This window comes from Sphingomonas aurantiaca (assembly GCF_003050705.1).
GTDB classification, from domain to species: Bacteria; Pseudomonadota; Alphaproteobacteria; order Sphingomonadales; family Sphingomonadaceae; genus Sphingomonas; species Sphingomonas aurantiaca.
This window is the reverse complement of the sequence record NZ_QAOG01000001.1, coordinates 249,628-273,615: the sequence shown is the minus strand read 5'-3', so window position 1 is coordinate 273,615 and position 23,988 is coordinate 249,628. Positions and strand designations below refer to the sequence as shown.

Below are 23,988 nucleotides of genomic sequence, written 5' to 3'. Positions count from 1 at the left end.
ACAGGGACGATGATCATGCAGAAGTTTCTCATGGCGCTCAGCGCGCTCTCGCTCGCCATTCCCGCCGCCGCCGTGATCCCCACGGGCAAGGCCGAAGCGCGCTCGCGGCATGAATATCGCGGCCACAACCGCCGCTATCAGGCGCGGCGCTGCCGCCATTCGAGCGGCACGACCGGTCTGGTTGCCGGCGGCGTCGGTGGCGCGGTGCTCGGCAATGCCGTCGGTGGTGGCCTGCTCGGCACGCTCGCCGGTGGTGCAGCGGGTGCACTTGGCGGTCGCGCGATCGACCGGACGATCACCGCGAAGGATCGTTGCCGCTGAGACCCATGCGGCGGTGTGGGGGTGACGGGCAACGGCGCACGCGCTAATCGCGATGCGGTATGACTGATGAACTCCGCACCGCCGCCCTTGAGTCCAAAGCCTGGCCGTATGAGGAGGCACGCAAGCTCCTCAAGCGGTATCCGAGCGGCAAAACGGGCGCGCCGGTGCTGTTCGAAACGGGCTATGGGCCGTCGGGGCTGCCGCATATCGGCACGTTCAACGAGGTTTTGCGCACGACGATGGTGCGCAACGCCTTCCACGCGCTGAGCGACACGCCGACGCGGCTGATCGCGTTTTCGGACGACATGGACGGGCTGCGCAAGGTGCCCGACAACGTTCCCAACGGCGACATGCTGCGCGAGCATCTCGGCAAGCCGCTCACGCAGATCCCCGATCCGTTCGGCACGCATTCGAGCTTTGCCGCGCACAACAACGCGATCCTGCGCGAATTCCTCGATCGCTACGGCTTCGATTACGAATTCGCGTCGTCGACCGAATATTACACCAGCGGCCGCTTCGACGAGGCGCTGAAGGGCGTGCTCCGGCATTTCCAGGGCATCCAGGACGTGATGCTGCCGACGTTGCGCGCCGAGCGCCGCGCGACCTATTCGCCGGTGCTTCCGATCTCGCCGACCAGTGGCATCGTGCTGCAAGTGCCGATCGAGGTGATCGATGCCGAGGCCGGACTGATCGCGTTTGAGGATGAGGGCCAGCGGATCGAGCAGTCGGTGCTTGGCGGCAAGGCCAAGCTCCAGTGGAAGGTCGACTGGGCGATGCGCTGGGTTGCGCTCGGCGTCGATTACGAGATGGCGGGCAAGGACCTGATCGATTCGGTGACGCAGTCGTCGAAGATCGCGCGCGTGCTCGGCGGCCGCCCGCCCGAGGGCTTCAACTACGAGATGTTCCTCGACGAAAATGGCGAGAAGATCTCGAAGTCCAAGGGCAACGGTCTCAGCCTCGACCAGTGGCTGACCTATGGCCCGCAGGAGAGCTTGGCGTTCTACGCGTATCGCGAGCCCAAAAAGGCCAAGTCGCTGCACATGGGCGTGATCCCGCGCGCGGTGGACGAATATTGGCAGTTCCGCGGCAATTATGCGGCCCAGGATCTGAAGCAGAAGCTCGGCAATCCTGTGCATCACATCCATGACGGCAAGCTGCCCGAGGGCGAGCTGCCGGTGACGTTCGGGCTGCTGCTCAACCTCGTCGGCGTGATGGGCGATGCGAGCAAGGCGCAGGTCTGGGGGTATCTGGCGAACTACGTCCCCGATGCGTCGGCGGAGAGCTATCCCGAGCTCGACAAGCTGATCGATCACGCGCTGGCCTATGGGCGCGATTTCGTCGCGCCGACGCTCAACCGCCGCGCGCCCGTGGCGCACGAGGTTGCGGCGCTCGAGCGGCTCGACGCCGAACTCGCCGCGCTGCCCGCTGAGGCGAGTGCCGAGGACATCCAGAACATCGTCTACGAGATCGGCAAGACCGGCGGGTTCGAAAACCTGCGCGACTGGTTCAAGGCGCTGTACGAGACGCTGCTCGGCTCCGAGCAAGGGCCGCGGATGGGCAGCTTCATCGCGCTGTACGGCGTGGCGAACTCGCGCAAACTGATCGCGGAGGCCTTGGCGCGGTAAGGGCGTACCTCCCGACAGCCATCCACCCCGGCGGAGGCCGGGGCCCAGTTGGGGAACCTGCATAACGGCGTGCGGCGTTTCGTTACTGCAACCTTTCCAACTGGGCCCCGGCCTCCGCCGGGGTGGTACTTCGATCAGGCATCTCGCATCCGATCTCGACAAGAATTATAGAACATAATAGCAACAGGATCACCTTCACCCGACCCGGAAAGTGGCCATGTTTCATCGACCGATCGCCCGTCACAGCCTGTTCTTCGCGATCCGCCCGCCACTACCGCTCGCGCGCCAGATCAACGAGGCGGCGTCATGGTTCGAGACCGAGGGGCAGAAGCGGCGCCCCGACCATCTCCACGTCACGATCGACATCCTCGACGACCATGACCGCGTGTCGACCGCGCTCGAGCGCGACCTCAAGGCGATCGGCGATGCGGTCGAGGCCGCACCGTTCGCGCTACGGTTCGATATCGCGGTCGGGACCGAGCGATCCGTCGCGCTGTGTTCGCGCCACCCGAACGCCTCGCTAGACGCACTGCGGCAGCGGATCGCGGTGGCGCGCGAGGCGGCGGGGCTGTCCGCGCGCGCAGGCCACCGGTCCAGTCCGCGGATGACGCTCGGCTACCGCGACGGCGCGCCGTTCACGCACGACATCGCGCCGATCGGCTGGACCGCGGACGCGTTCGTGCTGGTCCACAGCCGGGTCGGCCAGATGCGGCACGACGTGATCGGTCGCTGGCTCCTGAACGGCGTGGACGATCGGCAGCTGGCGCTGTTCTAGGCTGTCGAATTGGTCGAACGCGCGGGACCCGGTAGGACCCACAGCGCGATCGGTTGGTTCTTCCCTCGTGACCGCGCACCAAGGAGCAAACATGCGGCTGTTCTTCGACGATGCCCAGCGGACCCATGCGCCAGCCCGCGAACTGCACAACGGCGCGTTCACCGCCTATGCGGAGACGCCCGCGCGCATAGATGCGATCCTCCGCGCGATCGGCCCGGTCGAGGCGCCGGAGGATCGCGGCGAGGCGCCGATCCTGGCGGTGCATACGCAAGCCTATGCCGCGTTCCTCAAGGATGCCGCGCGGCTGTGGCGCGACGCGGGGCGCGAAGGCGATGCGATCCCCTACGCGTTCCCGGTTCGCGGCCGCCGTCCGCTCGATCTCACGCGGATCGACGCGCTGATCGGTGCGCACAGCTTCGATGCCACCACGCCGATCACCGCCGAAGCCTGGGCCGCCTCGTACGGCAGCGCGCAGTCCGCGCTCGCCGCCACGCACGCGGTGCTCGACGGCGAGCGCGCCGCGTTCGCGCTGTGCCGTCCGCCCGGTCATCATGCGGGTGCCGATTATTGCGGCGGATACTGCCATCTCAACACCGCCGCGATCGCCGCGCAGGCTGCGCGCGACGCCGGGATCGCGCGCGTCGCGATCCTCGACATCGATTATCACCACGGCAACGGCACGCAGGACATCTTCGCGGGCAGGGGCGACGTTTTCTATGCCTCGGTCCATGCCGATCCGAAGACCGACTATCCCTTCTACTGGGGCCATGCCGACGAGACCGGCGAGGGTGAAGGGCTCGGCACGACGCTGAACCTGCCCTTGCCCCACGGCACGCGGATCGAGGCCTTTCGCGCCGCACAGAGCACCGCGCTCGACGCGATCGCGGCCTTCGATCCGGGCCTGCTGGTCGTGAGCTTCGGCGCGGATACGTGGGAGGGCGATCCGATCTCGCACTTCGCGCTGACCACGCCCAACTATGCCGTGCTCGCCGCCGATATCGCGGCCCGTGGCTGGCCGAGCGTCATTGTCATGGAGGGCGGCTATGCGGTCGACGCGCTGGGCCACAACGTCGCGAGTTTCCTGAGTGGCTTCTGAGGCGCCAATTTCTCTGGGCACACCCGCCTATCGCCGGCTGACGCTGGCGATGCTGTTTGCAGGCTTTTCGACCTTCTCGCTGCTCTATTCGGTGCAGCCGTTGCTGCCGCTGTTCGCCGCGCAATATGGCCTGACCGCGGAGGCCGCCTCGCTGGCGGTGTCGCTCGCGACCGGGCCCTTGGCGATCGGCATCCTGTTTGCCGGGTTCGTCTCGGACCGGGTCGGGCGGCGGCCGTTGATGATCGCGGCGATGTTCGCGGCGGGTGCGCTGACCGTGGCGGCGGCGGTCGTGCCGGGGTGGAGCGGGTTGCTCGTGCTGCGTTTCCTGACCGGCGTCGCGCTGGCAGGCGTGCCCGCGGTGGCGATGGCCTATGTCGCGGAGGAGGTCGATGCGGGCGCGGTCGGCGCGGCGATGGGACTGTATATCGCGGGGAGTGCGCTTGGTGGGATGGCGGGGCGGCTGGTCGTCAGCGTCGTCGCCGATCTCGAAGGCTGGCGCTGGGCGCTCGCCTCGGTGGGGATCGCCGGGCTGGCGATGGCGGAGGCGTTTCGCCGGCTGTCTCCGCCCTCGCGCAATTTCACGCCGAGCGTGGGGCGGCCGGGGGCGTTGCTGCGCAGTGCCGGATCGCTGTTCACTGACCGCGCGATGCCGCTGCTGTATCTGGAGGCGTTCCTGCTGATGGGCGTGTTCGTCACGATCTACAATTATGCCGGCTTCCGGTTGATACGCGCGCCGTACGGCCTCAGCCAGGCGGCAGTCGGGGCGGTGTTCCTGCTCTATGTGCTGGGATCGGTCAGCTCGGCGAAGTTCGGCACGCTCGCCGGGCGGCGCGGGCGGCGGACGATCTTCTGGATCCCGGTGGTGCTGCTGATCGTCGGCGTCGCGCTGACTGCGATGACTCCGCTGGCGCTGGTGATCGCGGGGATCGCGGTGGTGACGATCGGCTTTTTCGGCGCGCATTCGATCGCCAGCGCCTGGGTCGGCCGCCGCGCGCAAGCCGCGCGCGGGCAGGCGGCGGCGTTCTACTTGTTCTTCTACTATATGGGGTCGAGCGTGCTCGGGTCCGCCGGCGGGGTCGCGTGGACGCATGCCGGCTGGCCGGGGGTGACCGCGTTCTGCCTGGTGCTCGGCGTGGCGGCGCTGGTGATCGGGCTGGTCCTGCGCACCGTACCGCCGCTGGTGGTGGAGCCGCCGGTGCCGCAGCGAATGCCGGATCCCTGACACTCCTCCCACCGTCATCCCAGCGAACGCTGGGATATCTCCGTTAAGTACGCGTTGCCTGATACGGAAGGATACCTCAGCTTTCGCTGGGGCGACGAGGTTTGGCCGTCACGGTTGCGGCTTGCGCGAAGGCCAAGACCCTATCGCGACGCCACATCGGTCGCATCGACGGGCGGTAGCCCGGCCATCGCCTTCGCAACGCCTTCCACCGCCTCCATCACGCGCAGGACGTTGCCCCCCGACAGTTTCGCCAGATCGCCATCGCTCCACCCCCGCCGCGCGAGTTCGGCGAACAGCAGCGGATAGCCGTCGACGCCCTTCAGCCCGATCGGCCCGGTGCCCTGGATGCCATCGAAGTCGCCCCCGATCCCGACATGATCGTGGCCAGCGATTTGCGCGATATGCTCGACATGATCGGCCACCGTCGCGGCGGTGACATGCGGTTCGGGATGCGCGGCGTCCCACGCGACAAGAGGCGCGGGCGACTTGGAACCATACACCCCCGCCGGCACGCCGATGCCCTTGGCATAGGCGGTTCGCGCGCCGTCCCAGCCCCGCCACGCACCCGACAGGAACGACGGGTAGAAGTTCACCATCACCACGCCCCCGTTCGCGCCGATCGCGCGGAGCAGGGCGTCGGGAATGTTGCGCGGTGCATCGGCGATCGCGCGCGCGCTGGAGTGCGAGGCGATCACCGGCGCCCTGGTCGCGGCGAGCGCCGCGGCCATCGTCGCGTCCGAGACATGGCTGACGTCGACGATCATCCCGATCCGGTTCATCTCGGCGATCACTTGGCGCCCGAAGTCGCTGAGCCCGTTGGCGCGCGGTGCGTCGGTTGCACTGTCCGCCCAGTTCAGGCTCTTGCCGTGCGTCAGCGTCATATAGGCGACGCCGAGCGCGTGGTACTGGCGCAACACAGAGAGCCGACCGTCGATCTGGTGCCCGCCCTCGACCCCGATCAGCGACGCGATCCGCCCGCCCTTCTCGATCCGGCGGATGTCGGCGGCGGTGGTCGCCAGTTCGAACGTCGCCGGGTTCGCCGCGACGAAGCGGCGGACGATATCGATCTCCTCGAGCGTCATCTCCACCGCGCGCTGCGCGTCGGCGGGGATGTAGACCGACCAGAACTGGCCGCCGACATGGCCCTTGCGCAGACGGGGAATGTCGGTCTGGAGCGGATTGGGCAGCTGCGCGGTGTCCACCGACAGATCGACCGCCTCGACCTTCGCGTCGTGCAGCTCGCGGATCTCCCAGGCTAGGTCGTTATGACCGTCGATGACCGGGCTCCGCTTCAGCACGCGCTCGACTCGGCGGGATAGGACCGCGTCGGGCCCCGCCTGCGCAGCCATAAGCAGGAAAGCGGCGATCATGTCTTTGTCCCCCGTAACGTCCGCTCCATCCTGAACACAGTGTTCGCGCGCGACAAGCCGGGTAAGGCGCGCGCAACACGCAGGCGGAGGGGCGCATTTGAACATGGGGACCGCCGAACCGGCACGCGGCGCGGAGAGCCGACTTTCCACCGCGATCGCGATCGCGCGGCTGATCGGGATCATGGGGATCGTCTATGTCCACGCCTGGACCGGGCGAACCGCCGAGGAGCTCGCGGCGGTGGCGTTCGCCGGACAGGCGATCCTGCGCACCGTGCTGGGCGAGGTGTTCGGACGCAGCGCCGTGCCGCTGCTCGGCATGATCTCGGGTTGGCTGGTCGTCTCGACCGCGATGCGCCAGCCCTACGGCACGTTCCTGCGCGGCAAGGCGCGGACGATCCTGCTCCCGATGTTGCTGTGGAACGCGATCGCGATCCTGCTGGTCGGTGCCGCGGCGACGTTCGGCAACCTGAAGGCGCCGACGCCGTCGAGCATCGGCTGGACGATCAACGAACTCGTTCCGCTCGTCCATGCCAATGATATCAACGTGCAGATGCCGTTCCTGCGCGACCTGTTCGTCGCGATGATGATCGCGCCGCTCCTGGTCCGGGCGTCGAGTCGATGGCTGGCGGTGGTTTCGATCATAGTCGTCGCGTGGAGTGTATCCGGGGTGCACGTGCCCTTGCTGTTGCGGCCGCAGATCCTGCTCTTCTTTACCGCGGGCATCGCCGCGCGGCGGTTCGGCGTCCCGGAGGCGGTCGCGCGGTGGCCGGTCGCGCTGTGCGCGCTGCCGTTCGTGGTGCTGATCGCGCCGCGGCTCTGGACGGCGTTGCTGGGAAATGTCTTCTTCGACGCACATCCGCACGCGATGGCAGCGTTCGATATCGTGTTTCGCCTGGCGTCCGCGGTGCTCTTCTGGCGCGTGGCGTGGGCGTTGGCGGGGAGCCGCTGCGCAGAGGGCTTGCGGGGAATCGAGCGCTACGGATTTCTCGCCTTTTGCGATCATCTCGTGCTGTTGTGGCTGTTCGGGCCAGTGATCGGGCTGGTGACCGGCGCGCTCGGCGCGGGGCTGTATCCGGCGTATCTGCTGGTCCAGCCTTTGCTGGTGTTCGCCGTCACGATCGGTCTGGGACGCGCGTTGATGGCGGTTTCACCAACCGCCGCGCGGGTCCTGAGCGGGGGACGGCTCGGGCGGTAGAGGCTTCGATCAGTCGCCGCGCGACGGCGGTCCGCGCTGGTTGACCCATGACTGGTTGCGGACGACGGTCGAGCGGACCGGCCGCCCCGCCGCATCGCGCCACGGGCGATAGCGAAAGCGCAGTTCGATCAGGCGGCAGGTGGTCGCATCGAGCACCGCATTGCCGCTCGAGCGCATGATCGCGCAGTGCGTGACGCTGCCGTCGGTCTCGACCGTGTAGCGCACGCCGACGATCCCGCCCGCGCCGATCACCGCCTCGGCATTGGGGAAGTCCTTGGTCTTGAAACGGCCGTTGAGCAGCTTTGGCGGGGTCTCGGCGCCGCCATCGCCGTCGCCATACCCGGAGCGGCCGCTGCTCCTGCCGTCGCCATAGCCACCCGCGCCGGTTCCGGGGCCTAGGATGGGCGCGGCCCCGGTGGTGGCCTCGCTGCCGGGGCCGGGCTTCAGCGCGACGATGACCGGCGGCGGTGGAACGGGCGGCGGCACGATCGGCGTGGGTACGACGGTGTCGGTGGCGTTCGCGCGCAGGTTGGCGGGCGCCGCCGCGCCTTCGGGACGATGGCGTGTCGCCGGCCGAGGGATGATCGTTTCGGGCGGCGGCGGCGGCGGCGGCGGGGGCGGGGGCGGGGCGGGGCCGATTGCGAACGTCTTCAGCGCGTCGGGGATGGCGACGGGCATGCACACACCGAGACCGAGGATCAGCGCGTAGCCCAAGACGCCACACAGGATCGTGGCACCGCCCGCGGATATCAGGCGATCGCGCGGGTTCGGATGGACACCGTACATCCCGGCTAATTGGGGAGGGCGACGGTGGGCGACAACTCCGCGAATTGGGGTTGGGCCGCCGGCACTTGCGATACGTCTCAGTCAAGGGCTGCTGCCCCCGGACTTGCTCGCCCCTTATTCCCCAGGAACAACGGTAGCCTTGTTTCCCCGCGAAGGCGGGGACCCAGACTGGGCTCCCGCCTTCGCGGGAGAACAAGGAGGAGCGGACTGTCGCTCGATCGCGGCCGGACCTTTCGTGACGGCGACAAGCAATGACGGGGTCGGGGGCTATTGTTCCCCCGAGACCTATGTCGGGTTGGTGCGGAACAGTGGATACCGGAACGCGCTTGGCGTGATTGGGCGGGCGGTGCGCTGGCGATGATACGAGAACGGGCGGTGCGACCGTAGTCACACCGCCCGTACTTGGCGCGCGCCGCGGGAGTAAATCCCGCGGCGTCGGTCGGCGCTGGAGAGCCGCCGGCCGGCCCGTCGCGTGCGAACCTGCGCTGCGCTGGTTCGCAGCGGCGCGCTTTCGCACGCCTCGCTCGGGCTTACAGTTTCTCCGTCAGCTCCGGCACGATCTTGAACAGATCGCCGACTAGGCCGATGTCCGCGACCTGGAAGATCGGCGCGTCCTCGTCCTTGTTGATCGCGATGATGACCTTCGAGTCCTTCATCCCCGCAAGATGCTGGATAGCCCCCGAGATGCCAACCGCGACATACACTTCCGGGGCGACGATCTTGCCGGTCTGGCCAACCTGATAGTCGTTCGGCGCATAGCCCGCGTCGACCGCGGCGCGCGAGGCACCGACGCCCGCGCCCAGCTTGTCGGCGAGCGGATCGATCAGCGAATGGAACTGATCGCTCGAGGCCAGCGCACGGCCGCCCGACACGATGATCTTCGCGCTGGTCAGCTCCGGACGCTCGTTCTTGGCGATTTCCGAGCCGGCAAAGGTCGACAAACCCTTGTCGCCGGTCGACGCGACCACCTCGATCTCGCCCGAACCACCCTCGGTCACAGCCTTGGCGAACGCCGTGCCACGCACCGTGATCACCTTCTTGGCATCCGACGACTGTACGGTTGCAATGGCGTTGCCCGCATAGATCGGGCGCGTGAACGTGTCCTCGCTCTCGACCGACAGGATGTCGCTGATCTGCATGACGTCGAGCAGCGCGGCGACGCGCGGCGCGATGTTCTTGCCGTGCGTGGTCGACGGCGCAACGAACGCATCGTGATGCCCCATCAACTCAACGATCAGCGGCGCAACGTTCTCGGCGAGCGCATGCGCGAACGCGGCGTCGTCGGCGACATGCACCTTGCCGACGCCGGCGATCTTGGCGGCCTCGGCTGCGACGCCGTCGACGCCCTGGCCGGCGACCAGCAGATGGACTTCGCCGAGCTGGCTCGCCGCAGTTACGGTAGAAAGCGTGGCATCCTTGACGGCCTGACCGTCATGTTCGACCCAGACGAGCGTCTTCACTTGGCGACTCCCATTTCCTTGAGCTTGCCGACCAGCGCGTCGACATCGGCGACCTTGATCCCGGCCGAGCGCTTGGCGGGCTCGACGACCTTCAGCGTGGTCAGGCGCGGCGTCACGTCGACGCCGAAATCGGCCGGCGTCTTCTGCGCCATCGGCTTCGACTTGGCCTTCATGATGTTGGGCAGCGAGGCATAGCGTGGCTCGTTAAGGCGAAGATCGGTGGTGATGATCGCAGGCAGCTTGAGCGTATCCGTCTCCGCGCCGCCATCGACTTCGCGGGTCACGTGGACCGAGCCGTCGGCGATCTCGACCTTCGACGCGAACGTGCCCTGGCCCCAGTTCAGGAGTCCGGCGAGCATCTGCCCGGTCTGATTGTTGTCGTCGTCGATCGCCTGCTTGCCGAGGATGACCATGTCAGGCTTTTCCTCCTCGACGATCTTGGCGAGGATCTTGGCCACGCCCAGCGGCTCGACCTTGGTCTCGCTGACGACGAGGATCGCACGGTCGGCGCCCATGGCGAGCGCGGTGCGCAGCGTTTCCTGGCTTTTCTGCTCGCCGATCGAGACGACGACGATCTCCGTCACGCCCTTGTCCTTGAGGCGAATCGCCTCTTCGACCGCGATCTCGTCGAACGGGTTCATGCTCATCTTGACGTTCGCCAGATCGACGCCCGTTCCATCCGCTTTCACGCGGGGTTTCACATTGTAGTCGAGCACGCGCTTGACCGGCACCAGCACCTTCATCGGGGTTCCTTCCAAGGTGAATCTCATAATTCGATCACCGTCGCGCTATGGGTCACAGCGTGACGGCGTTGGCGCGACAGATGGCGGTTTCGCGCCGTTTTCGCAAGTCCGGTATGGAAACATCGCCTTGCCGTAGCGTCACGGCGGGCAACCAACCGGACCAGTCGCGACACCAACGAAAAAGGGCCCGGACGTTTCCGTCCGAGCCCCGTTTTTCGCAGAATCAGTATGCAGTGGGCAGCGGTTACGCCGCGACCTTCTGCACCTCTGCGACGATCTTCTTGGCGGCATCGCCAAGGTCGTTCGCGGGAACGATCGCGAGGCCGGAGTTCGCGAGAATCTCCTTGCCCTTCTCGACGTTCGTGCCCTCGAGGCGGACGACCAGCGGGACCGACAGGTTCACTTCCTTCGCCGCCGCGACGATGCCGTCAGCGATGATGTCGCACTTCATGATGCCACCGAAGATGTTGACCAGGATGCCCTTCACGTTCGGATCCGCGAGGATGATCTTGAACGCCGCGGTGACCTTCTCCTTGTTGGCGCCGCCGCCGACGTCGAGGAAGTTGGCCGGGAACATGCCGTTCAGCTTGATGATGTCCATCGTCGCCATCGCGAGGCCCGCGCCGTTGACCATGCAGCCGATGTCGCCGTCGAGCTTGATGTACGCCAGGTCGTACTTCGACGCTTCGAGCTCGGCGGGATCTTCCTCGGTCTCGTCGCGCAGCTGCAGCAGGTCCTTGTGGCGGAACAGCGCGTTGCCGTCGAACGCGACCTTCGCGTCGAGCACCATCAGCTTGCCGTCGTTGGTGACCGCGAGCGGGTTGATCTCGATCTGCTCGGCATCGGTGCCGATGAACGCGTCATACAGCTTCGACGCGGTGTTCGCGGCCTGCTTGGCGAGATCGCCGGTCAGCTCGAGTGCTGCGGCAACGGCGCGGCCGTGATGCGGCATGAAGCCGGTCGCCTGGTCGATGTCGATCGACTGGATCTTCTCGGGCGTGTCGTGCGCGACCGCTTCGATGTCCATGCCGCCTTCGGTCGAGGCCACCATCATCACCCGGCCGGTGGTGCGGTTGAGCGTGAGCGCGAGGTAGAATTCCTTGTCGATGTCGACGCCGTCGGTGACGTACAGGCGATTGACCTGCTTGCCCGCGTCACCCGTCTGGATGGTGACGAGCGTGTTGCCGAGCATGTCGGTCGCCGCCGCGCGAACCTCGTCCTCGGTCTTGGCGAGGCGGACGCCGCCCTTGGCGTCGGGGCCGAGCTCGACGAACTTGCCCTTGCCGCGGCCGCCGGCGTGGATCTGCGCCTTGACGACATAGAGCGGTCCGGGGAGCTTCTTCGAGGCCTCGACGGCCTCCTCGACGGTCAGCGCCGCGAAACCGGCGGGGACGGGGACGCCGAACTTGGCCAGCAGTTCCTTGGCCTGATATTCATGGATGTTCATCGGGAAGGCTCCACGCAATTTTTAGGAAACTCGGGAATTGGTCGGCGTAAAGCACAGGGCGGGTCGCAAATCCACCCTTAAGGCATTTGCACTTGCGTCTCGTTCTCAATAGAGCGTGTCGCGCACTGGTTTTTCAGGGGTTCCGCGAAAGCGCTGCTAGGACAATTCGCCTTTTGCCGTGCAGCCTTCGCGACTCTATATGGTGGAAATGGCGATCTGGCTCGGCCTTCTCCTGTTTCTCGGCACGGTGATCGGCATGGAGGCGTTTGCCTATGCCGCGCACCGCTGGATCATGCATGGCTTTGGCTGGTTTTTGCATGAAAGCCACCATCGCGCACGCCGCGGCCACTGGGAATTGAACGACCTGTACGCGGCGATCTTCGCGGTACCGTCCTTCGTGCTGGTGTTCGGCGGCTTGAACCTCGGCTGGTGGCCGGGCTTTGCCTGGATTGGCGCGGGGGTCGCGACCTACGGCATGATCTATTTCGGGTTCCACGACGTCATCGTGCACCAGCGCATCCCGAACCGGTATCTGCCCAAGTCCAAATACATGAAACGCATCGTCCAGGCGCACCGGCTGCACCACGTCGTCGAGACGCGCGAGGGCAATGTCAGCTTCGGCTTCCTCGTCGCCCCGAAGCCGGAGATGCTCAAGGCCGAACTTAAGCGGCGCGCGCGTGCCGGCATCCGGGCGCCTGCACGGCCGCGTGAGACGCAGGCCGGTACGCACGCTCCAGCGGTCGAATCATGATGGATTCGGAAAAAAGTAACCCTTTTGGGAGCAGTGTCCCGGACATGACACAGCCCGTCCCCATTCCCCCTGCCGACTCGACCGGCGAGGAGCTTCGTCAGGCGTTCCGCAAGGCCGTCAAGATGCGCGCGCATCTGCGCGACCGTGGCCAGACGCGATTCGAGATCGAGGTCACCGACCTCTCGCTCTCCGGCTTCCGCGCCGAGACGAGCTTTACCTTGTGGCCCGGAACGGTGGTCTGGCTGACGCTGCCCGGGCTCGCGGCGCTCGAGGCGGTGGTCGCATGGCGCGACAAGTTCAAATACGGGTGCGCCTTCGCCAAGCCGCTGCATCCCGCGGTGTTCGACCACATCGTCGCACTGTCGCAGCGCTAAGCACGACGGTCTCTTGCAAAGACGGAAACCCGGTCCGGGTCACCGCCTTCGCGTTCAAACACCCTGCCCCCGATCTCAGTCGAACAGGCTCGACACGCTCGTCTCGTCCGCGATCCGCTTGATCGCCTCGCCGAGCAGCGGCGCGATCTGCAGGTGGCGGATCTTGCCATGCGCGCCCTTGATGACGTCGTGATTGCCGATCGAATCGGTGATCACCAGCTCGCGCAACTCGGAGCCCTCGACCCGCGCGACTGCGCCCCCAGACAGCACACCATGCGTGACATAGGCGACGACGCCCTCGGCTCCCGCCTCCATCAGCGCAGCAGCGGCGTTGCACAGCGTCCCCGCCGAATCGACGATGTCGTCGACCAGGATGCAGAAGCGACCCTCTACCTCGCCGATGATGTTCATGACCTCGGACTCGCCCGCGCGCTCGCGACGCTTGTCGACGATCGCGAGCGGCGCGTTGTCGAGTCGCTTGGCCAGCACGCGCGCGCGCACCACGCCGCCGACGTCGGGCGACACGACCATCAGGTTCTTGCCGCCGAAGCGCGCCAGGATGTCCGCCGACATCACCGGCGCGGCATACAGATTGTCCGTCGGGATATCGAAGAAGCCCTGGATCTGCCCGGCATGCAGGTCGACCGACAACACGCGGTTCGCGCCTGCGACGGTGATCAGGTTGGCGACCAGCTTGGCCGAGATCGGCGTGCGCGGGCCCGGCTTCCGGTCCTGCCGCGCGTAGCCCATATACGGGATTACCGCGGTGATGCGGCGCGCCGACGCACGCTTGAGCGCGTCGATCATGATCAGCAGTTCCATGAGGTTGTCGTTGGCCGGGTAGCCGGTCGACTGGATCACGAACACGTCCTCGCCGCGGACATTCTCGTTGATCTCGACAAAGACCTCCTCGTCGGCGAAGCGCCGGACGCTGACGTCGGTCAACGGCGTCTCGAGATAGGCGGCGATCTCCTGCGCGAGTGGCAGGTTCGAATTGCCGGTCATCAGTTTCATGAAAGTCTTCCCCGCTCGATCACGCGCACCCCTTAGGCGCACGAATCGCCGGTTGGAAGCGTTGCGTGCCGGGGTGGTGGGCCGGGGCGGCGGGCCAGCACATAGGCCGGATGGCCTGGAAGCGTTTGCCCGTCGGCGCGCGGCTACCTACAGCGATCCGCATGACCGTGATCACCCGTTTCGCCCCCTCGCCCACCGGCCGGCTGCATGTCGGCAACATCCGCACCGCGCTCCACAACTGGATGTTCGCGCGCGCGAACGGCGGCAAGTTCGTGCTCAGGATCGACGATACCGATCCCGAACGCAGCGAAGAACGGTTCGTCGATGCGATCCGCGCGGATCTCGACTGGCTCGGCATGACGCCCGATGCGGAGGAGCGGCAGTCGGCCCGGTTCGCGCTATACGAGTCGCGGTTCGCCGCGCTGGTCGCGAGCGGTCATGTCTATCCGGCGTATGAAACGACGCAGGAACTCGACCTCAAGCGCAAGATCCAGGCCGGACGCGGGCTGCCGCCGATCTATGACCGCGCGGCGCTTGCGCTGGACGACGCCGCGCGCGCGAAGCTCGAGGCGGATGGGGTGCGGCCGCATTGGCGGTTCAAGCTCGATCACGACTCGGCGATCGACTGGGACGATCTGATCCGGGGACCGCAACATTTCGAGGCCAGGACAATGAGCGATCCGGTCGTGCGGCGCGCGGAAGGGTCGTGGCTCTACATGCTCCCCTCGGCGATCGACGATGCCGAGATGGGCGTCACGCATGTCGTGCGCGGCGAAGATCACGTCTCGAACACCGCGCTCCAGTTACAGATGTTCGCCGCGCTCGGCGTCGCGCCGCCGCGGTTCGCTCATGAGGCGTTGCTGACGGGGGCGGAGGGCAAGCTGTCGAAGCGACTCGGCTCGCTCGGCGTCGATCATTTCCGTGAAGTCGGGATCGAGCCGCAGGCGGTGCGTGCGCTGCTCGCGCGGATCGGGACGAGCGATCCGGTCGAGCCGATCGCCGACGCCGCGCCGCTGATCGCCGGGTTCGATTTCGCCCGGTTCGGACGCGCGCCGGCACGGTTCGACGAAGCCGAGCTCGCACAACTGAACGCGCGGATCCTCCACACGTTGCCGTATGACGATGTCGCCGCGCGGTTGCCGGCGGGGATGGGCGCGGCGGCGTGGGAGGCCGTGCGGCCCAATTTGGTGACGCTGGCCGACGCCGCGGACTGGTGGGGCGTGATCAAAGGCCCCATCGCGGTCGAGGGCGATACGGACGTCGCGTATCTCGACAGCGCCGTGGCTGTGGCTCGGGCGATCGACTGGTCGAGCGACCCCTGGCACGCGCTGACCGCTCGGTTGAAGGACGAGACGGGGCGCAAGGGCAAGGCGCTCTTCCTGCCGCTGCGGCGTGCGCTGACCGGGCGCGATCACGGGCCCGACATGGCGGCGCTGCTGCCGCTGATCGGCCGGGAGCGGGCACTGGAGCGACTGGCAGCGCGGTAACGGCGCCCCCCCGGGAACCCCGCCGTCTCGCGAACAGTATGTTCTCCCGCGAAGGCGGGAGTCCAGTCTGGGCTCCCGCCTTCGCGGGAGAACAAGAGGCCGGCCAGCGGTCGACCAACCGGCCTGATATTCGCGGCAGCCAAGAGAAGCACCGCCCTCCCCCCAAACACCACCCCGGCGGAGGCCAGGGCCCAGTTGGAAAGGTCGCAGTTATTTGGAAAGGTCGCAGTTATAAAGCGCCTCTCTACGTTAGCAACGTCTCCCAACTGAGCCCCGGCCTTCGCCGGGGTGGTCGATATGTCGACGATGAGAGGCTGCCGAACTGGCCGGACCGATACGTCAGCCCAATCCGCTATGTCCGTCCCAACGCGAACGTCGCTGCCTCCCCTCAAACTCTCTTGCCCTCGCAATGTGATGATGTACCATAACTATCGGCGGCATCTATCGCGCCGCCATCCTCGAGGAGACGAACGGGAGACGGACATGTACGCGGATCGACCAAACCGGACCGGCGGATTCAATCCCGGCAGCCTTGGCATTGCGCTGCTGGTCAACGGCGCCGTGATCGGAGCATTGTTCTTCGCAGCGCCGAAACTGCTGCCATTCACGCCGCCCGACGGGCCGCTCATCACCTATGTGCCGTATCCACCGCCGCCCCCGCCCGAGCCGGTCCCGCCCACTGATCCGCTGGTCCGCCAGCAACCGCGCCCCGCACCGCGTCCCGATGCACCGATCCCGCTGGTGCCGACGTCCACCGACTCCGGCTTCGCCGTCACGCCCGATCCGCTCCCCGTCACACCGCCGATCGGGGTCGAGGGCAGCGGGACCGGCACCGTCGCGGTCGATCCACCAAAGCCTGCGCCCGTGTTCGTCCAGCCGGGCATCGACCCGCGCTATGCCGCCGATTTCCAGCCAAGCTATCCGTCGGAGGAACGCCGTGCCGAGCGCGAGGGCAGGGTCGTGGTGCGCGTGCTGGTCGGGATCGACGGGCGCGTGAAGCAGGTCGAGCGGGTCAGCGCGACCACCGACACCTTCTACCGCGCCACGCTCGACCGCGCGCTGGCGAAGTGGCGGTTCAAGCCGGCGACGCGTGACGGTGTTCCGGTCGAGGCATGGCGATCGATGGCGCTGACGTTCGTGCTGCAGAACTAAACCTTCGCGGGGCAGGGCTGGCCTAGGCGGCCCTGCCCCCCTATCTTGGCGCGCATGGGCTTATTCAGTCGTTTCTCACCGATCGTCGCCTATCGCGACTTGCGGCTCTTCCTGAGCCAGCGCCAGCCATACGAGTTCTTCTTCCTCGCGGCCGCGCTCTGCGTCACCACCTTCCTGATCTACGCGTTCATGAAGGATTCGTACGTCGAGCAGGAATATCGCCCGAAGATCATCTATGTCGAACAATGGCCCGCCGATCGCACCGATGCGCAGATCATCGCGCAACAGAAGATCGACGCCCCGATCAAGGCCAAGGCGCTCACCGAGCAGAAGGCGCGCGAGGACGCGCAGCGCGCCTCGTTCAAGCGGCTCGACGACAAGCTGAAGGCGATGGGGATCTGACGCACGCTCGCGATGCGCGGTGGATGGGTGCCGCGCTGGCGCTGGCCGAGCGGTCCCGCGGGCGGACCGCACCCAATCCCAATGTCGGGTGCGTGATTGTCGCGGACGATCGGATCGTCGGACGCGGCTGGACGCAAGCAGGCGGGCGACCGCATGCCGAGGCGATGGCGCTGGCCGAGGCCTGCGCGAAGGCGAACGGTGCAACGGCCTACGTGACGCTCGAACCCTGTGTGCACCAGTCGCCCCGCGGCCCCGCCTGCACCGACCTGCTGGTCGAGTCGGGCGTCGCGCGCATCGTCGCAGCGCTCGAAGATCCCGACGCCCGAACCGCCGGCCAGGGGTTTGCCCGCCTCGAGGCGGCTGGCATCACCGTGACGCGCGGCATCCGCTCGGCCGAGGCGCGACGCTCGATGGCCGGGTTCCTGACCCAGCAGGCGCTCGGCCGCCCCCATGTCACGTTGAAGCTCGCGACCTCACTCGACGGCTGCATCGCCATGGCGGACGGATCGAGCCGCTGGATCACCGGCCCGCAAGCCCGCGCGCATGCGCATCTCGAGCGGAGCCGGCACGAGGCGATCCTCGTCGGGCGCGGAACGTACGAGGCGGACGCGCCGCGACTCGACGTGCGCGTGCCAGGTCTGGAAGATCGCGCGCCTCTCCGCGTGTTGCTATCCACGACCCTCGCTGCCGCCCCGTCCCCGCCTCCGTCCCCCTCCCCCCGTCATTCCAACGAAAGCTGGAATATCTCGGTTGAAGCCCCCGACGGAGCCTCACCGGAAGACCCCAGCCTTCGCTGGGCTGACGAAATTGGGAATTGGACCGTCATCGCCGAGCCGGGCGCCATCGCCACCCTCCCCCACGTCGATCACATCCTCGTGGAAGGCGGCGCGGCCGTAGCGTCGGCGTTCCTCTCCGACGATCTGGTCGATCGGCTCCTGCTCTACCGCGCGCCGATCCTGATCGGCAGCGGCCGCCACGCACTCCGCGACATCGGCCTTACCGACCTGGCCGAGGCGCACCAACGCTGGACACAGCTCGACTCGCGGCAACTTGGCAGCGACCGGCTCGAGGTCTACGAGCGCGAACGAAACGAGGGATAATGTTTACCGGAATCGTCACCGACATCGGCACCGTCACCACCGTGGAATCGCCCGGCGATACGCGCGTGGTCGTCTCGACCGCCTATGATACCGCCACCGTCGATCTCGGCGCGTCGATCGCGTGCTCGGGCGTCTGCCTGACCATCGTCGACAAGGGACCGAACTGGTTCGCGGTCGACGTCTCGGGCGAGACGATCAGCCGCACCGCCACGGATCAGTGGACGCAGGGACGCCAGTTCAACCTAGAACGCGCGATGAAGCTCGGCGACGAACTCGGCGGGCATATCGTCACGGGGCATGTCGACGGCCTCGGCACCGTTGTTGCGGTGAGCGAGGAAGGCGGCTCGCACCGCGTCACGATCCGCGCCGGCGCCGACATCGCACCGTTCATCGCCCCCAAGGGGTCGGTCACGATCGACGGCGTCTCGCTCACCGTCAACACCGTTCGCGACGTCGATGGAGAGGTCGAATTCGGGCTCAACATCATCCCGCATACCTGGGCGGTCACGACGCTCGGAACGATCCACGTGGAACAGTCGGTCAATATCGAGATCGACGTCCTCGCCCGCTACCTCCAAAGAATGGAGCATTACCGTGCCTCTGCCCGCTGAGCTTGCCCGTCTGAAGCACGGCTATCTCTCCAGCCCCGAAGAGATCATCGACGAGGCGCGCAACGGCCGTATGTTCATCCTGGTCGACGACGAGGACCGCGAGAACGAGGGCGACCTGGTCATCCCCGCGCAGATGGCGACGCCCGAGAAGATCAACTTCATGGCCAAATACGGTCGCGGCCTGATCTGCCTTGCGCTGACCAAGGACCGCACCGAGGAGCTCGGGCTCGAGCTGATGAGCCGCAACAACGGCACCCGCCACGAAACCGCGTTCACCGTGTCGATCGAGGCGCTCGAAGGCGTCACCACGGGGATCTCCGCGGCGGATCGCGCGCGCACCATCGCGGTGGCGGTCGATGCGACCAAGGGCAAGCCCGACATCGTCACCCCGGGCCACGTCTTCCCGCTGGTCGCGCGCGACGGTGGCGTGCTGGTCCGCGCCGGGCATACCGAGGCGGCGGTCGACGTCGCGCGGCTCGCCGGGCTCAACCCCTCGGGCGTGATCTGCGAGATCATGAACGAGGACGGCACGATGGCGCGGATGGACGATCTCGTCACCTTCGCGCAGTTCCACAACGTCAAGATCGGCACGATCCGCGACCTTATCGCGTATCGCCGCCGTTACGATCATCTCGTCGAGAAGCGCGCCGAGGCCAGCTTCACCTCCGAATGGGGTGGCGACTGGACCGCGCTGACCTTCTGGAACAAGGCGACCGGCACCGAACAGGTCGCGCTGGTCAAGGGCAGGATCGACCCCGCCACGCCGACGCTCGTCCGGATGCACGCGCTGTCGCCGTTCGCCGACATCTTCGGCGAATCGGGCGATCGCGGCCGTATCCTGGCGCGCTCGATGCAGATGATCGCGGACGAAGGCGCCGGCGTGATCGTCGTCATCAACCGCCCGCGCAGCAACACCTTCACCTCGGCGGTCCTGAAAAAGGCCGGTGCCGAGATCACGCCCGACATGGAAGAACTGCGCGACTATGGCGTCGGCGCGATGATCCTGACCGAGCTCGGCGTGCATGACATGGTGCTGATCACCAACACGCATCACACGCTGGTCGGGCTCGATGGCTATGGCCTGTCGATCGTCGGCGAGCGGCGGATCGCGTCCCTGGATACCGAAGAGAGTTCAAACTGATGGCCCATCTCCTCATCGTCGAAGCCCGGTTCTACGATCACCTCAACGACCTGCTGGTCGAGGGCGCGAAGGCGGCGATCGAAGCCGCGGGCCACACGCACGAGACGATCACCGTGCCCGGTGCGCTCGAAGTCCCCGGTGCGATCGCGCTGGCGGCCGAGAGCGAGACGTTCGACGCGTACGTCGCGCTGGGCGTCGTGATCCGCGGCGAGACCTATCATTTCGAGATCGTCGCGGGCGAGAGCGCACGCGGTATCCTGCAGCTGACGATCGACGGCCTGGCGATCGGCAACGGCATCCTCACCACCGAGAACGAGGCGCAGGCGCTCACGCGGGCAAAGCCGACCGAAGGCGACAAGGGTGGTGGCGCGGCGAACGCGGCGCTGGCGATGCTGGCGCTGAAGGACCGCTTCCTCGCATGAGGTACGTGCGTGGGTGAGGTGATCAACCTGCGGCGCGCGCGCAAGCAGCGGGCGCGGGCCGAGGCTTCCGCGCGCGCCGACCAGAACCGGCAGCTGTTTGGCCGGACGGCGGCGGAGAAGACAAGGGATGCAGCCGAGCACGCGCGGATCGAGGCGACGCTTGACGGCGCGCGACTCGAAACTCCCGAGCCCGACAACCCCGTTCAATAGCCGCACGCTGACGCTTCCCGCGGCGGGCCCCGTCCCTCCCCCATCGGTAGCGAGGCGCGATTTGTCGAGCTCGCTGGTACTTCGCAAAACCCCGAAATCCTCCCCCGCCAGGGGAGGTGGCAGGCGTCAGCCTGACGGAGGGGGAGGAAGGCGAAACGCCTGTCCCGTGTCCGCCCCCTCCGTCGCCTACGGCGCCACCTCCCCCTGGCGGGGGAGGATCGCATGCGTGCCGGATCGGCCGTAGAACATAGTGCAATCCTCTAAGCCTCATCCCCCGCCGGCGCCTCATCGCGCCCTCCACAGGAACGTCCCGCCCGACGAACTGTTGTGCCTGCGTAACAAGGGGGCTCTCATGATCTCGGATGCAAATGCGACATGGCTCGCAAAGCTCGGCTTTGCCGCGCGCGGCGTGGTCTACATCCTCGTCGGATGGTTCGCGGTCGATGCTGCGCTGCGCGGTGGCGAGGTCGCGGACAACCAGGGCGCGATCGGGTCGATGGCGGACGAGGCGTTCGGGCCGGTCCTGCTCGCGATCATCGCCGCCGGACTGCTCGGCTATGCGGTGTGGCGGCTGACCGAGGCCGCGGCGAACCCCGAGCAGATCGGCCGCGACGTCAAGGGCAGCCTCAAGCGGATCGGCCATGTCGTCAGCGGGATCGCGCACCTCATTCTCGCCTGGACCGCCGCCAAGCTCGCGCTGAAGACCGGCTCACGCGACGCGGCGGTCTCACCCGGCGACGAGAGCGCGCGCGACTGGACCGCGTTGCTGCTCGACCAGCCGGCCGGACGGCTGCTGGTCGGCGCGGTCGCGATCGGCGTGCTGGTCGCGGCGTTCCAGCAGGGACAAAAGGCGTGGCGCGGCGATTTCATCCGCGACCTGCGCGGCGACGCGCCTGCCCCCGGCTATGTCTGCACGATGGGCCGGATCGGCTACGGCGCGCGCGCGCTCGTGTTCCTGATCGTCGCCGGATTGTTCGGCCTTGCCGCATGGAGCGCGCATGCCAGCGACGCAGGCGGTGTGGCCGACGCGCTGGAGAAGCTGCAATCGCAGCCGGGCGGCAAATGGCTGCTCGCCTTGACTGGGCTCGGTCTGGCGTTGTTCGGCGCCTATTCGCTCATCGAGGCGCGCTTTCGCCGGCTCCATGTCGACCTGCCCGGGACCGATTGAGGCAAGCCGATAGCGGATTGTTAAGGCGCGGATGCTAGGGGGCTGTATGTACACGATCAGTTTCGACGTCCCGAGCAAGACCCTGACGATCGTTACCGAGGGATTCTGGTCGATCGCGACGACCGCAGCGTTCTCCGCCGAACTGCTCGCGCGCGGCACCGCGGCGCGGTTATATCACGGACGGTTCGTCGTGCTCGCCGATCTGCGCAAGGCGTCGATCCAGCCGTTGAAGGTGGTCGATGCGCTCGAGGCGATGATGCCCAAGGCGTTGAAGGTGACGTCCGCGCCGATCGCGGCGGTCGTCGCCTCGCATCTGGCCAAGCTTCAGACCGAACGCTATCTGAAGGCGGCGAACTGCCGGACGTTCCTCGATATCGACGCAGCGCGCGCCTGGCTGGCGAGCGACGACCACCCCGCCTGACGAAGCCTAGTCCTGCGGGGCCGTTTCCCGCAACGCCGCTTCGACCTCCTCGACCGTGATGCCGAACGCGCCGGCCAGCCCCGATACCGACGCGCCGCGATCGGCGAGCGTGCGGATCCGTGCGGTGTCGACGATGGTCTTGTAGCTGCGGGTATCGCGCTCCTTCTTCGTCTCCTCACCGCTGCGGGCGAGCGCGCCGGAGCTGCGGCGCTTGGAGATCTTCAGCGCCTCGACGTCGTTGGTCGGCGGTGCATCGAGCCGCGCCTGAATACGCTGTCCCTCCTCGATCCGCCGCGTCTCTCGCGCGCGCTCGCGCTCCTGCGACTGGAGGTCACGCTGGGCGGCGCGGGATTCGGATCGCTGTTCGGAGGCGGCAAGCCGCTCCTTCGCGCGCTGCTCGCGGTCCTTCGCGCGCTCCTCGGCACGCCGCGCGGCACGGTCGGCGGTGCCCGGCATCAGCGGCCCCGTTCCCCTGCCCCCGCTCGGCCAACCGTCGGTCATGCGTCATCCTGTCGTCACCGGTGCGCCCTCAGCGGCGCGGAAGCGCGCTGCTAGGCGATGGCGTCACCGGTGACAATCAGCCTGCGCTCACCCGATTACGTGTCGGCGGTCTGCAGCGCCGGGTAGTCGATATAGCCCTCGGGACCCTGGCTGTACCACGTCTTGGCGTCATCCTTCGCCAGCGGCGCACCGTCGCGGAGCCGCTTGGGCAGATCGGGATTGGCGATGAACGGACGACCGAAGCTAATCGCGTCGGCGATGCCGGTGTCGAGTTCGGCCTGCGCCTTCTCGGGCGTGTCGTAATCCGAGTTCACGACAAGCACGCCGGTGAACACCTTGCGGATCGCCGGGCTGAGCTTCGGTACGTCGGTCTTACCGAACGTGCCATCGGGGCCAGGCTCGCGCAGTTCGAGGAACGCGATCCCCAGATCGGACAACGCCTTGGCGGCGGCGGTGAACAGCGGCTCCGGGTTGCTGTCGTCGACACCCTGCGAATCGCCGTTTGGCGACAGGCGGACGCTGGTGCGATCCGCGCCCGCGACCGAGATGACGCGCTCGGCGACTTCGCGGAGAAGGCGGATGCGGTTCTCGATCGAGCCACCATATTCGTCGGTGCGGCTGTTCGCGTTGTCGCGCAGGAACTGGTCGATCAGATAGCCGTTCGCGGCATGGATCTGGACACCGTCAAAGCCCGCGGCGAGAGCGTTCTTCGTCGCCAGCTCGTAATCGTTCAGCAGGCGCGGAATCTCGTTCAGCTCGAGCGGACGCGCGACCTCGAAGTCCTTCTTGCCTTCGAAGGTGTGCGCCTGGCCTTCGGTCTTGGTTGCCGAGGACGAGACCGGCTGCGTTTCGTACACCGACGAATGGCCCTGACGACCCATGTGCCACAGCTGCGCGATGATGCGGCCACCCGCGGCATGAACCGAGTCGGTGACGGGCTTCCAGGCGGCGACCTGCGCGTCGGTCCAAAGACCCGGCGCGAACGGCCAGCCGAGACCTTCGCGGCTGATGCCGGTGGCCTCCGAGATGATCAGCCCGGCGCTCGCACGCTGCGTGTAATACTCGACCATCATGTCGCTCGGGACGGCGTCGCGGTCGGCACGGCCGCGCGTGAGCGGCGCCATGAGGATGCGGTTCGGCGCGTCGACGGCACCAAGGGTAATCGGATCGAAAAGGCTAGGCATGGAAGCTCCT

At 67.1% G+C, this 23,988-nt stretch carries 26 protein-coding genes; 18 read left to right on the top strand and 8 right to left on the bottom strand.

Going from position 1 to position 23,988, the window contains the following annotated elements; genetic code table 11:
• Nucleotides 1–15 precede the first annotated feature (15 nt).
• From C8J26_RS01310 to C8J26_RS01290, 5 genes are all read left to right on the top strand, one after another.
• Nucleotides 16–321: a hypothetical protein gene (locus C8J26_RS01310; protein WP_056419695.1), complete on the top strand. Its 306-nt coding sequence runs from the start codon at nucleotides 16–18 to the stop codon at nucleotides 319–321.
• Nucleotides 322–380: 59 nt separating this feature from the next.
• Entirely contained in the window at nucleotides 381–1,946 is a 1,566-nt protein-coding gene (locus C8J26_RS01305; RefSeq protein ID WP_107956423.1) for a lysine--tRNA ligase, read from the top strand.
• 217 nt (nucleotides 1,947–2,163) lie between these two features.
• Entirely contained in the window at nucleotides 2,164–2,721 is a 558-nt protein-coding gene (locus C8J26_RS01300; protein WP_107956422.1) for a 2'-5' RNA ligase family protein, read from the top strand.
• Nucleotides 2,722–2,812: 91 nt separating this feature from the next.
• Complete coding sequence (locus tag C8J26_RS01295; protein WP_107956421.1) at nucleotides 2,813–3,817, top strand: histone deacetylase family protein; 1,005 nt, start codon at nucleotides 2,813–2,815, stop codon at nucleotides 3,815–3,817.
• Nucleotides 3,807–5,039: an MFS transporter gene (locus C8J26_RS01290; RefSeq protein WP_244185108.1), complete on the top strand. Its 1,233-nt coding sequence runs from the start codon at nucleotides 3,807–3,809 to the stop codon at nucleotides 5,037–5,039. Before C8J26_RS01295 ends, C8J26_RS01290 begins: the two co-directional genes overlap by 11 nt.
• 140 nt (nucleotides 5,040–5,179) lie before the next feature.
• Here the strand turns inward: C8J26_RS01290 and C8J26_RS01285 are convergent, their stop codons facing one another.
• Entirely contained in the window at nucleotides 5,180–6,409 is a 1,230-nt protein-coding gene (locus tag C8J26_RS01285; protein ID WP_107956419.1) for a dipeptidase, read from the bottom strand.
• A gap of 103 nt (nucleotides 6,410–6,512) precedes the next feature.
• Between C8J26_RS01285 and C8J26_RS01280 the strand changes: the two genes are divergently transcribed.
• Nucleotides 6,513–7,604: an acyltransferase family protein gene (locus tag C8J26_RS01280; RefSeq protein WP_107956418.1), complete on the top strand. Its 1,092-nt coding sequence runs from the start codon at nucleotides 6,513–6,515 to the stop codon at nucleotides 7,602–7,604.
• Nucleotides 7,605–7,613: 9 nt separating this feature from the next.
• On the opposite strand, the gene C8J26_RS01275 is transcribed toward C8J26_RS01280, so the two are convergent.
• From C8J26_RS01275 to sucC, 4 genes are all read right to left on the bottom strand, one after another.
• The gene (locus tag C8J26_RS01275) at nucleotides 7,614–8,390 is read right to left on the bottom strand and encodes an energy transducer TonB (RefSeq protein WP_244185107.1); all 777 of its coding nucleotides are present in this window, start codon (nucleotides 8,388–8,390) and stop codon (nucleotides 7,614–7,616) included.
• Nucleotides 8,391–8,920: 530 nt separating this feature from the next.
• On the bottom strand, nucleotides 8,921–9,850 hold the full coding sequence (locus tag C8J26_RS01270) for an electron transfer flavoprotein subunit alpha/FixB family protein (RefSeq protein ID WP_107956417.1): 930 nt from the start codon (nucleotides 9,848–9,850) through the stop codon (nucleotides 8,921–8,923).
• Nucleotides 9,847–10,593, bottom strand: a complete 747-nt coding sequence (locus C8J26_RS01265; RefSeq protein ID WP_107956416.1) for an electron transfer flavoprotein subunit beta/FixA family protein — start codon at nucleotides 10,591–10,593, stop codon at nucleotides 9,847–9,849. The genes C8J26_RS01270 and C8J26_RS01265 overlap by 4 nt, the downstream gene beginning before the upstream one ends.
• A gap of 244 nt (nucleotides 10,594–10,837) precedes the next feature.
• Nucleotides 10,838–12,040 carry an ADP-forming succinate--CoA ligase subunit beta gene (sucC, locus tag C8J26_RS01260; RefSeq protein WP_055874762.1) on the bottom strand — a complete coding sequence of 401 codons (1,203 nt, stop codon included), beginning with the start codon at nucleotides 12,038–12,040 and terminating at the stop codon, nucleotides 10,838–10,840.
• A gap of 208 nt (nucleotides 12,041–12,248) precedes the next feature.
• Here sucC and C8J26_RS01255 point away from each other — a divergent pair, with 208 nt between their 5' ends.
• On the top strand, nucleotides 12,249–12,791 hold the full coding sequence (locus tag C8J26_RS01255) for a sterol desaturase family protein (protein WP_107957003.1): 543 nt from the start codon (nucleotides 12,249–12,251) through the stop codon (nucleotides 12,789–12,791).
• Nucleotides 12,792–12,835: 44 nt separating this feature from the next.
• Nucleotides 12,836–13,165 carry a PilZ domain-containing protein gene (locus C8J26_RS01250; RefSeq protein WP_056419086.1) on the top strand — a complete coding sequence of 110 codons (330 nt, stop codon included), beginning with the start codon at nucleotides 12,836–12,838 and terminating at the stop codon, nucleotides 13,163–13,165.
• 75 nt (nucleotides 13,166–13,240) lie between these two features.
• On the opposite strand, the gene C8J26_RS01245 is transcribed toward C8J26_RS01250, so the two are convergent.
• A complete protein-coding gene (locus tag C8J26_RS01245) occupies nucleotides 13,241–14,179 on the bottom strand; it encodes a ribose-phosphate pyrophosphokinase (RefSeq protein ID WP_056419089.1) in 939 nt (312 codons plus the stop codon).
• Nucleotides 14,180–14,340: 161 nt separating this feature from the next.
• On the opposite strand from C8J26_RS01245, the gene C8J26_RS01240 reads away from it, so the two are divergent.
• The 10 genes from C8J26_RS01240 (at nucleotide 14,341) to C8J26_RS01195 (ending at nucleotide 22,293) form a co-directional block, all read left to right on the top strand.
• Nucleotides 14,341–15,666: a glutamate--tRNA ligase gene (locus C8J26_RS01240; RefSeq protein ID WP_107956415.1), complete on the top strand. Its 1,326-nt coding sequence runs from the start codon at nucleotides 14,341–14,343 to the stop codon at nucleotides 15,664–15,666.
• Nucleotides 15,667–16,149: 483 nt separating this feature from the next.
• On the top strand, nucleotides 16,150–16,818 hold the full coding sequence (locus C8J26_RS21045) for a TonB family protein (protein WP_107956414.1): 669 nt from the start codon (nucleotides 16,150–16,152) through the stop codon (nucleotides 16,816–16,818).
• A 54-nt stretch (nucleotides 16,819–16,872) separates the two neighbouring features.
• The gene (locus C8J26_RS01230) at nucleotides 16,873–17,220 is read left to right on the top strand and encodes a hypothetical protein (protein WP_107956413.1); all 348 of its coding nucleotides are present in this window, start codon (nucleotides 16,873–16,875) and stop codon (nucleotides 17,218–17,220) included.
• 23 nt (nucleotides 17,221–17,243) lie between these two features.
• Complete coding sequence (ribD, locus tag C8J26_RS01225) at nucleotides 17,244–18,320, top strand: bifunctional diaminohydroxyphosphoribosylaminopyrimidine deaminase/5-amino-6-(5-phosphoribosylamino)uracil reductase RibD (RefSeq protein ID WP_107956412.1); 1,077 nt, start codon at nucleotides 17,244–17,246, stop codon at nucleotides 18,318–18,320.
• A complete protein-coding gene (locus C8J26_RS01220) occupies nucleotides 18,320–18,931 on the top strand; it encodes a riboflavin synthase (protein WP_107956411.1) in 612 nt (203 codons plus the stop codon). Before ribD ends, C8J26_RS01220 begins: the two co-directional genes overlap by 1 nt.
• Nucleotides 18,915–20,072, top strand: coding sequence for a 3,4-dihydroxy-2-butanone-4-phosphate synthase (ribB, locus tag C8J26_RS01215; protein WP_107956410.1), 1,158 nt, complete (start codon nucleotides 18,915–18,917; stop codon nucleotides 20,070–20,072). The genes C8J26_RS01220 and ribB overlap by 17 nt, the downstream gene beginning before the upstream one ends.
• Nucleotides 20,072–20,494 (top strand): 6,7-dimethyl-8-ribityllumazine synthase, encoded by a 423-nt coding sequence (gene ribH / locus C8J26_RS01210; RefSeq protein ID WP_107956409.1) that lies wholly within the window; start codon nucleotides 20,072–20,074, stop codon nucleotides 20,492–20,494. Before ribB ends, ribH begins: the two co-directional genes overlap by 1 nt.
• Before the next feature lie 9 nt (nucleotides 20,495–20,503).
• Nucleotides 20,504–20,704 carry a DUF4169 family protein gene (locus C8J26_RS01205; protein WP_107956408.1) on the top strand — a complete coding sequence of 67 codons (201 nt, stop codon included), beginning with the start codon at nucleotides 20,504–20,506 and terminating at the stop codon, nucleotides 20,702–20,704.
• A 352-nt stretch (nucleotides 20,705–21,056) separates the two neighbouring features.
• Nucleotides 21,057–21,872: a DUF1206 domain-containing protein gene (locus tag C8J26_RS01200; RefSeq protein ID WP_107956407.1), complete on the top strand. Its 816-nt coding sequence runs from the start codon at nucleotides 21,057–21,059 to the stop codon at nucleotides 21,870–21,872.
• A gap of 46 nt (nucleotides 21,873–21,918) precedes the next feature.
• Nucleotides 21,919–22,293 carry a hypothetical protein gene (locus C8J26_RS01195; protein ID WP_107956406.1) on the top strand — a complete coding sequence of 125 codons (375 nt, stop codon included), beginning with the start codon at nucleotides 21,919–21,921 and terminating at the stop codon, nucleotides 22,291–22,293.
• A 6-nt stretch (nucleotides 22,294–22,299) separates the two neighbouring features.
• Here the strand turns inward: C8J26_RS01195 and C8J26_RS01190 are convergent, their stop codons facing one another.
• Nucleotides 22,300–22,794, bottom strand: coding sequence for a hypothetical protein (locus tag C8J26_RS01190; RefSeq protein WP_244185105.1), 495 nt, complete (start codon nucleotides 22,792–22,794; stop codon nucleotides 22,300–22,302).
• A 95-nt stretch (nucleotides 22,795–22,889) separates the two neighbouring features.
• Nucleotides 22,890–23,978: an alkene reductase gene (locus C8J26_RS01185; protein ID WP_107956404.1), complete on the bottom strand. Its 1,089-nt coding sequence runs from the start codon at nucleotides 23,976–23,978 to the stop codon at nucleotides 22,890–22,892.
• Between the last annotated feature and the right edge of the window lie 10 nt (nucleotides 23,979–23,988).

Coding starts and splice junctions, on each gene's coding strand:
- C8J26_RS01310 (WP_056419695.1), top strand. CDS start 16: ATGCAGAAGTTTCTCATGGCGCTCAGCGCGCTCTCGCTCGCCATTCCC.
- C8J26_RS01305 (WP_107956423.1), top strand. CDS start 381: ATGACTGATGAACTCCGCACCGCCGCCCTTGAGTCCAAAGCCTGGCCG.
- C8J26_RS01300 (WP_107956422.1), top strand. CDS start 2,164: ATGTTTCATCGACCGATCGCCCGTCACAGCCTGTTCTTCGCGATCCGC.
- C8J26_RS01295 (WP_107956421.1), top strand. CDS start 2,813: ATGCGGCTGTTCTTCGACGATGCCCAGCGGACCCATGCGCCAGCCCGC.
- C8J26_RS01285 (WP_107956419.1), bottom strand. CDS start 6,409: ATGATCGCCGCTTTCCTGCTTATGGCTGCGCAGGCGGGGCCCGACGCG.
- C8J26_RS01280 (WP_107956418.1), top strand. CDS start 6,513: ATGGGGACCGCCGAACCGGCACGCGGCGCGGAGAGCCGACTTTCCACC.
- C8J26_RS01275 (WP_244185107.1), bottom strand. CDS start 8,390: ATGTACGGTGTCCATCCGAACCCGCGCGATCGCCTGATATCCGCGGGC.
- C8J26_RS01265 (WP_107956416.1), bottom strand. CDS start 10,593: ATGAAGGTGCTGGTGCCGGTCAAGCGCGTGCTCGACTACAATGTGAAA.
- sucC (WP_055874762.1), bottom strand. CDS start 12,040: ATGAACATCCATGAATATCAGGCCAAGGAACTGCTGGCCAAGTTCGGC.
- C8J26_RS01255 (WP_107957003.1), top strand. CDS start 12,249: ATGGCGATCTGGCTCGGCCTTCTCCTGTTTCTCGGCACGGTGATCGGC.
- C8J26_RS01250 (WP_056419086.1), top strand. CDS start 12,836: ATGACACAGCCCGTCCCCATTCCCCCTGCCGACTCGACCGGCGAGGAG.
- C8J26_RS01245 (WP_056419089.1), bottom strand. CDS start 14,179: ATGAAACTGATGACCGGCAATTCGAACCTGCCACTCGCGCAGGAGATC.
- C8J26_RS01240 (WP_107956415.1), top strand. CDS start 14,341: ATGACCGTGATCACCCGTTTCGCCCCCTCGCCCACCGGCCGGCTGCAT.
- C8J26_RS21045 (WP_107956414.1), top strand. CDS start 16,150: ATGTACGCGGATCGACCAAACCGGACCGGCGGATTCAATCCCGGCAGC.
- C8J26_RS01230 (WP_107956413.1), top strand. CDS start 16,873: ATGGGCTTATTCAGTCGTTTCTCACCGATCGTCGCCTATCGCGACTTG.
- ribD (WP_107956412.1), top strand. CDS start 17,244: ATGGGTGCCGCGCTGGCGCTGGCCGAGCGGTCCCGCGGGCGGACCGCA.
- C8J26_RS01220 (WP_107956411.1), top strand. CDS start 18,320: ATGTTTACCGGAATCGTCACCGACATCGGCACCGTCACCACCGTGGAA.
- ribH (WP_107956409.1), top strand. CDS start 20,072: ATGGCCCATCTCCTCATCGTCGAAGCCCGGTTCTACGATCACCTCAAC.
- C8J26_RS01200 (WP_107956407.1), top strand. CDS start 21,057: ATGATCTCGGATGCAAATGCGACATGGCTCGCAAAGCTCGGCTTTGCC.
- C8J26_RS01195 (WP_107956406.1), top strand. CDS start 21,919: ATGTACACGATCAGTTTCGACGTCCCGAGCAAGACCCTGACGATCGTT.
- C8J26_RS01190 (WP_244185105.1), bottom strand. CDS start 22,794: ATGACCGACGGTTGGCCGAGCGGGGGCAGGGGAACGGGGCCGCTGATG.
- C8J26_RS01185 (WP_107956404.1), bottom strand. CDS start 23,978: ATGCCTAGCCTTTTCGATCCGATTACCCTTGGTGCCGTCGACGCGCCG.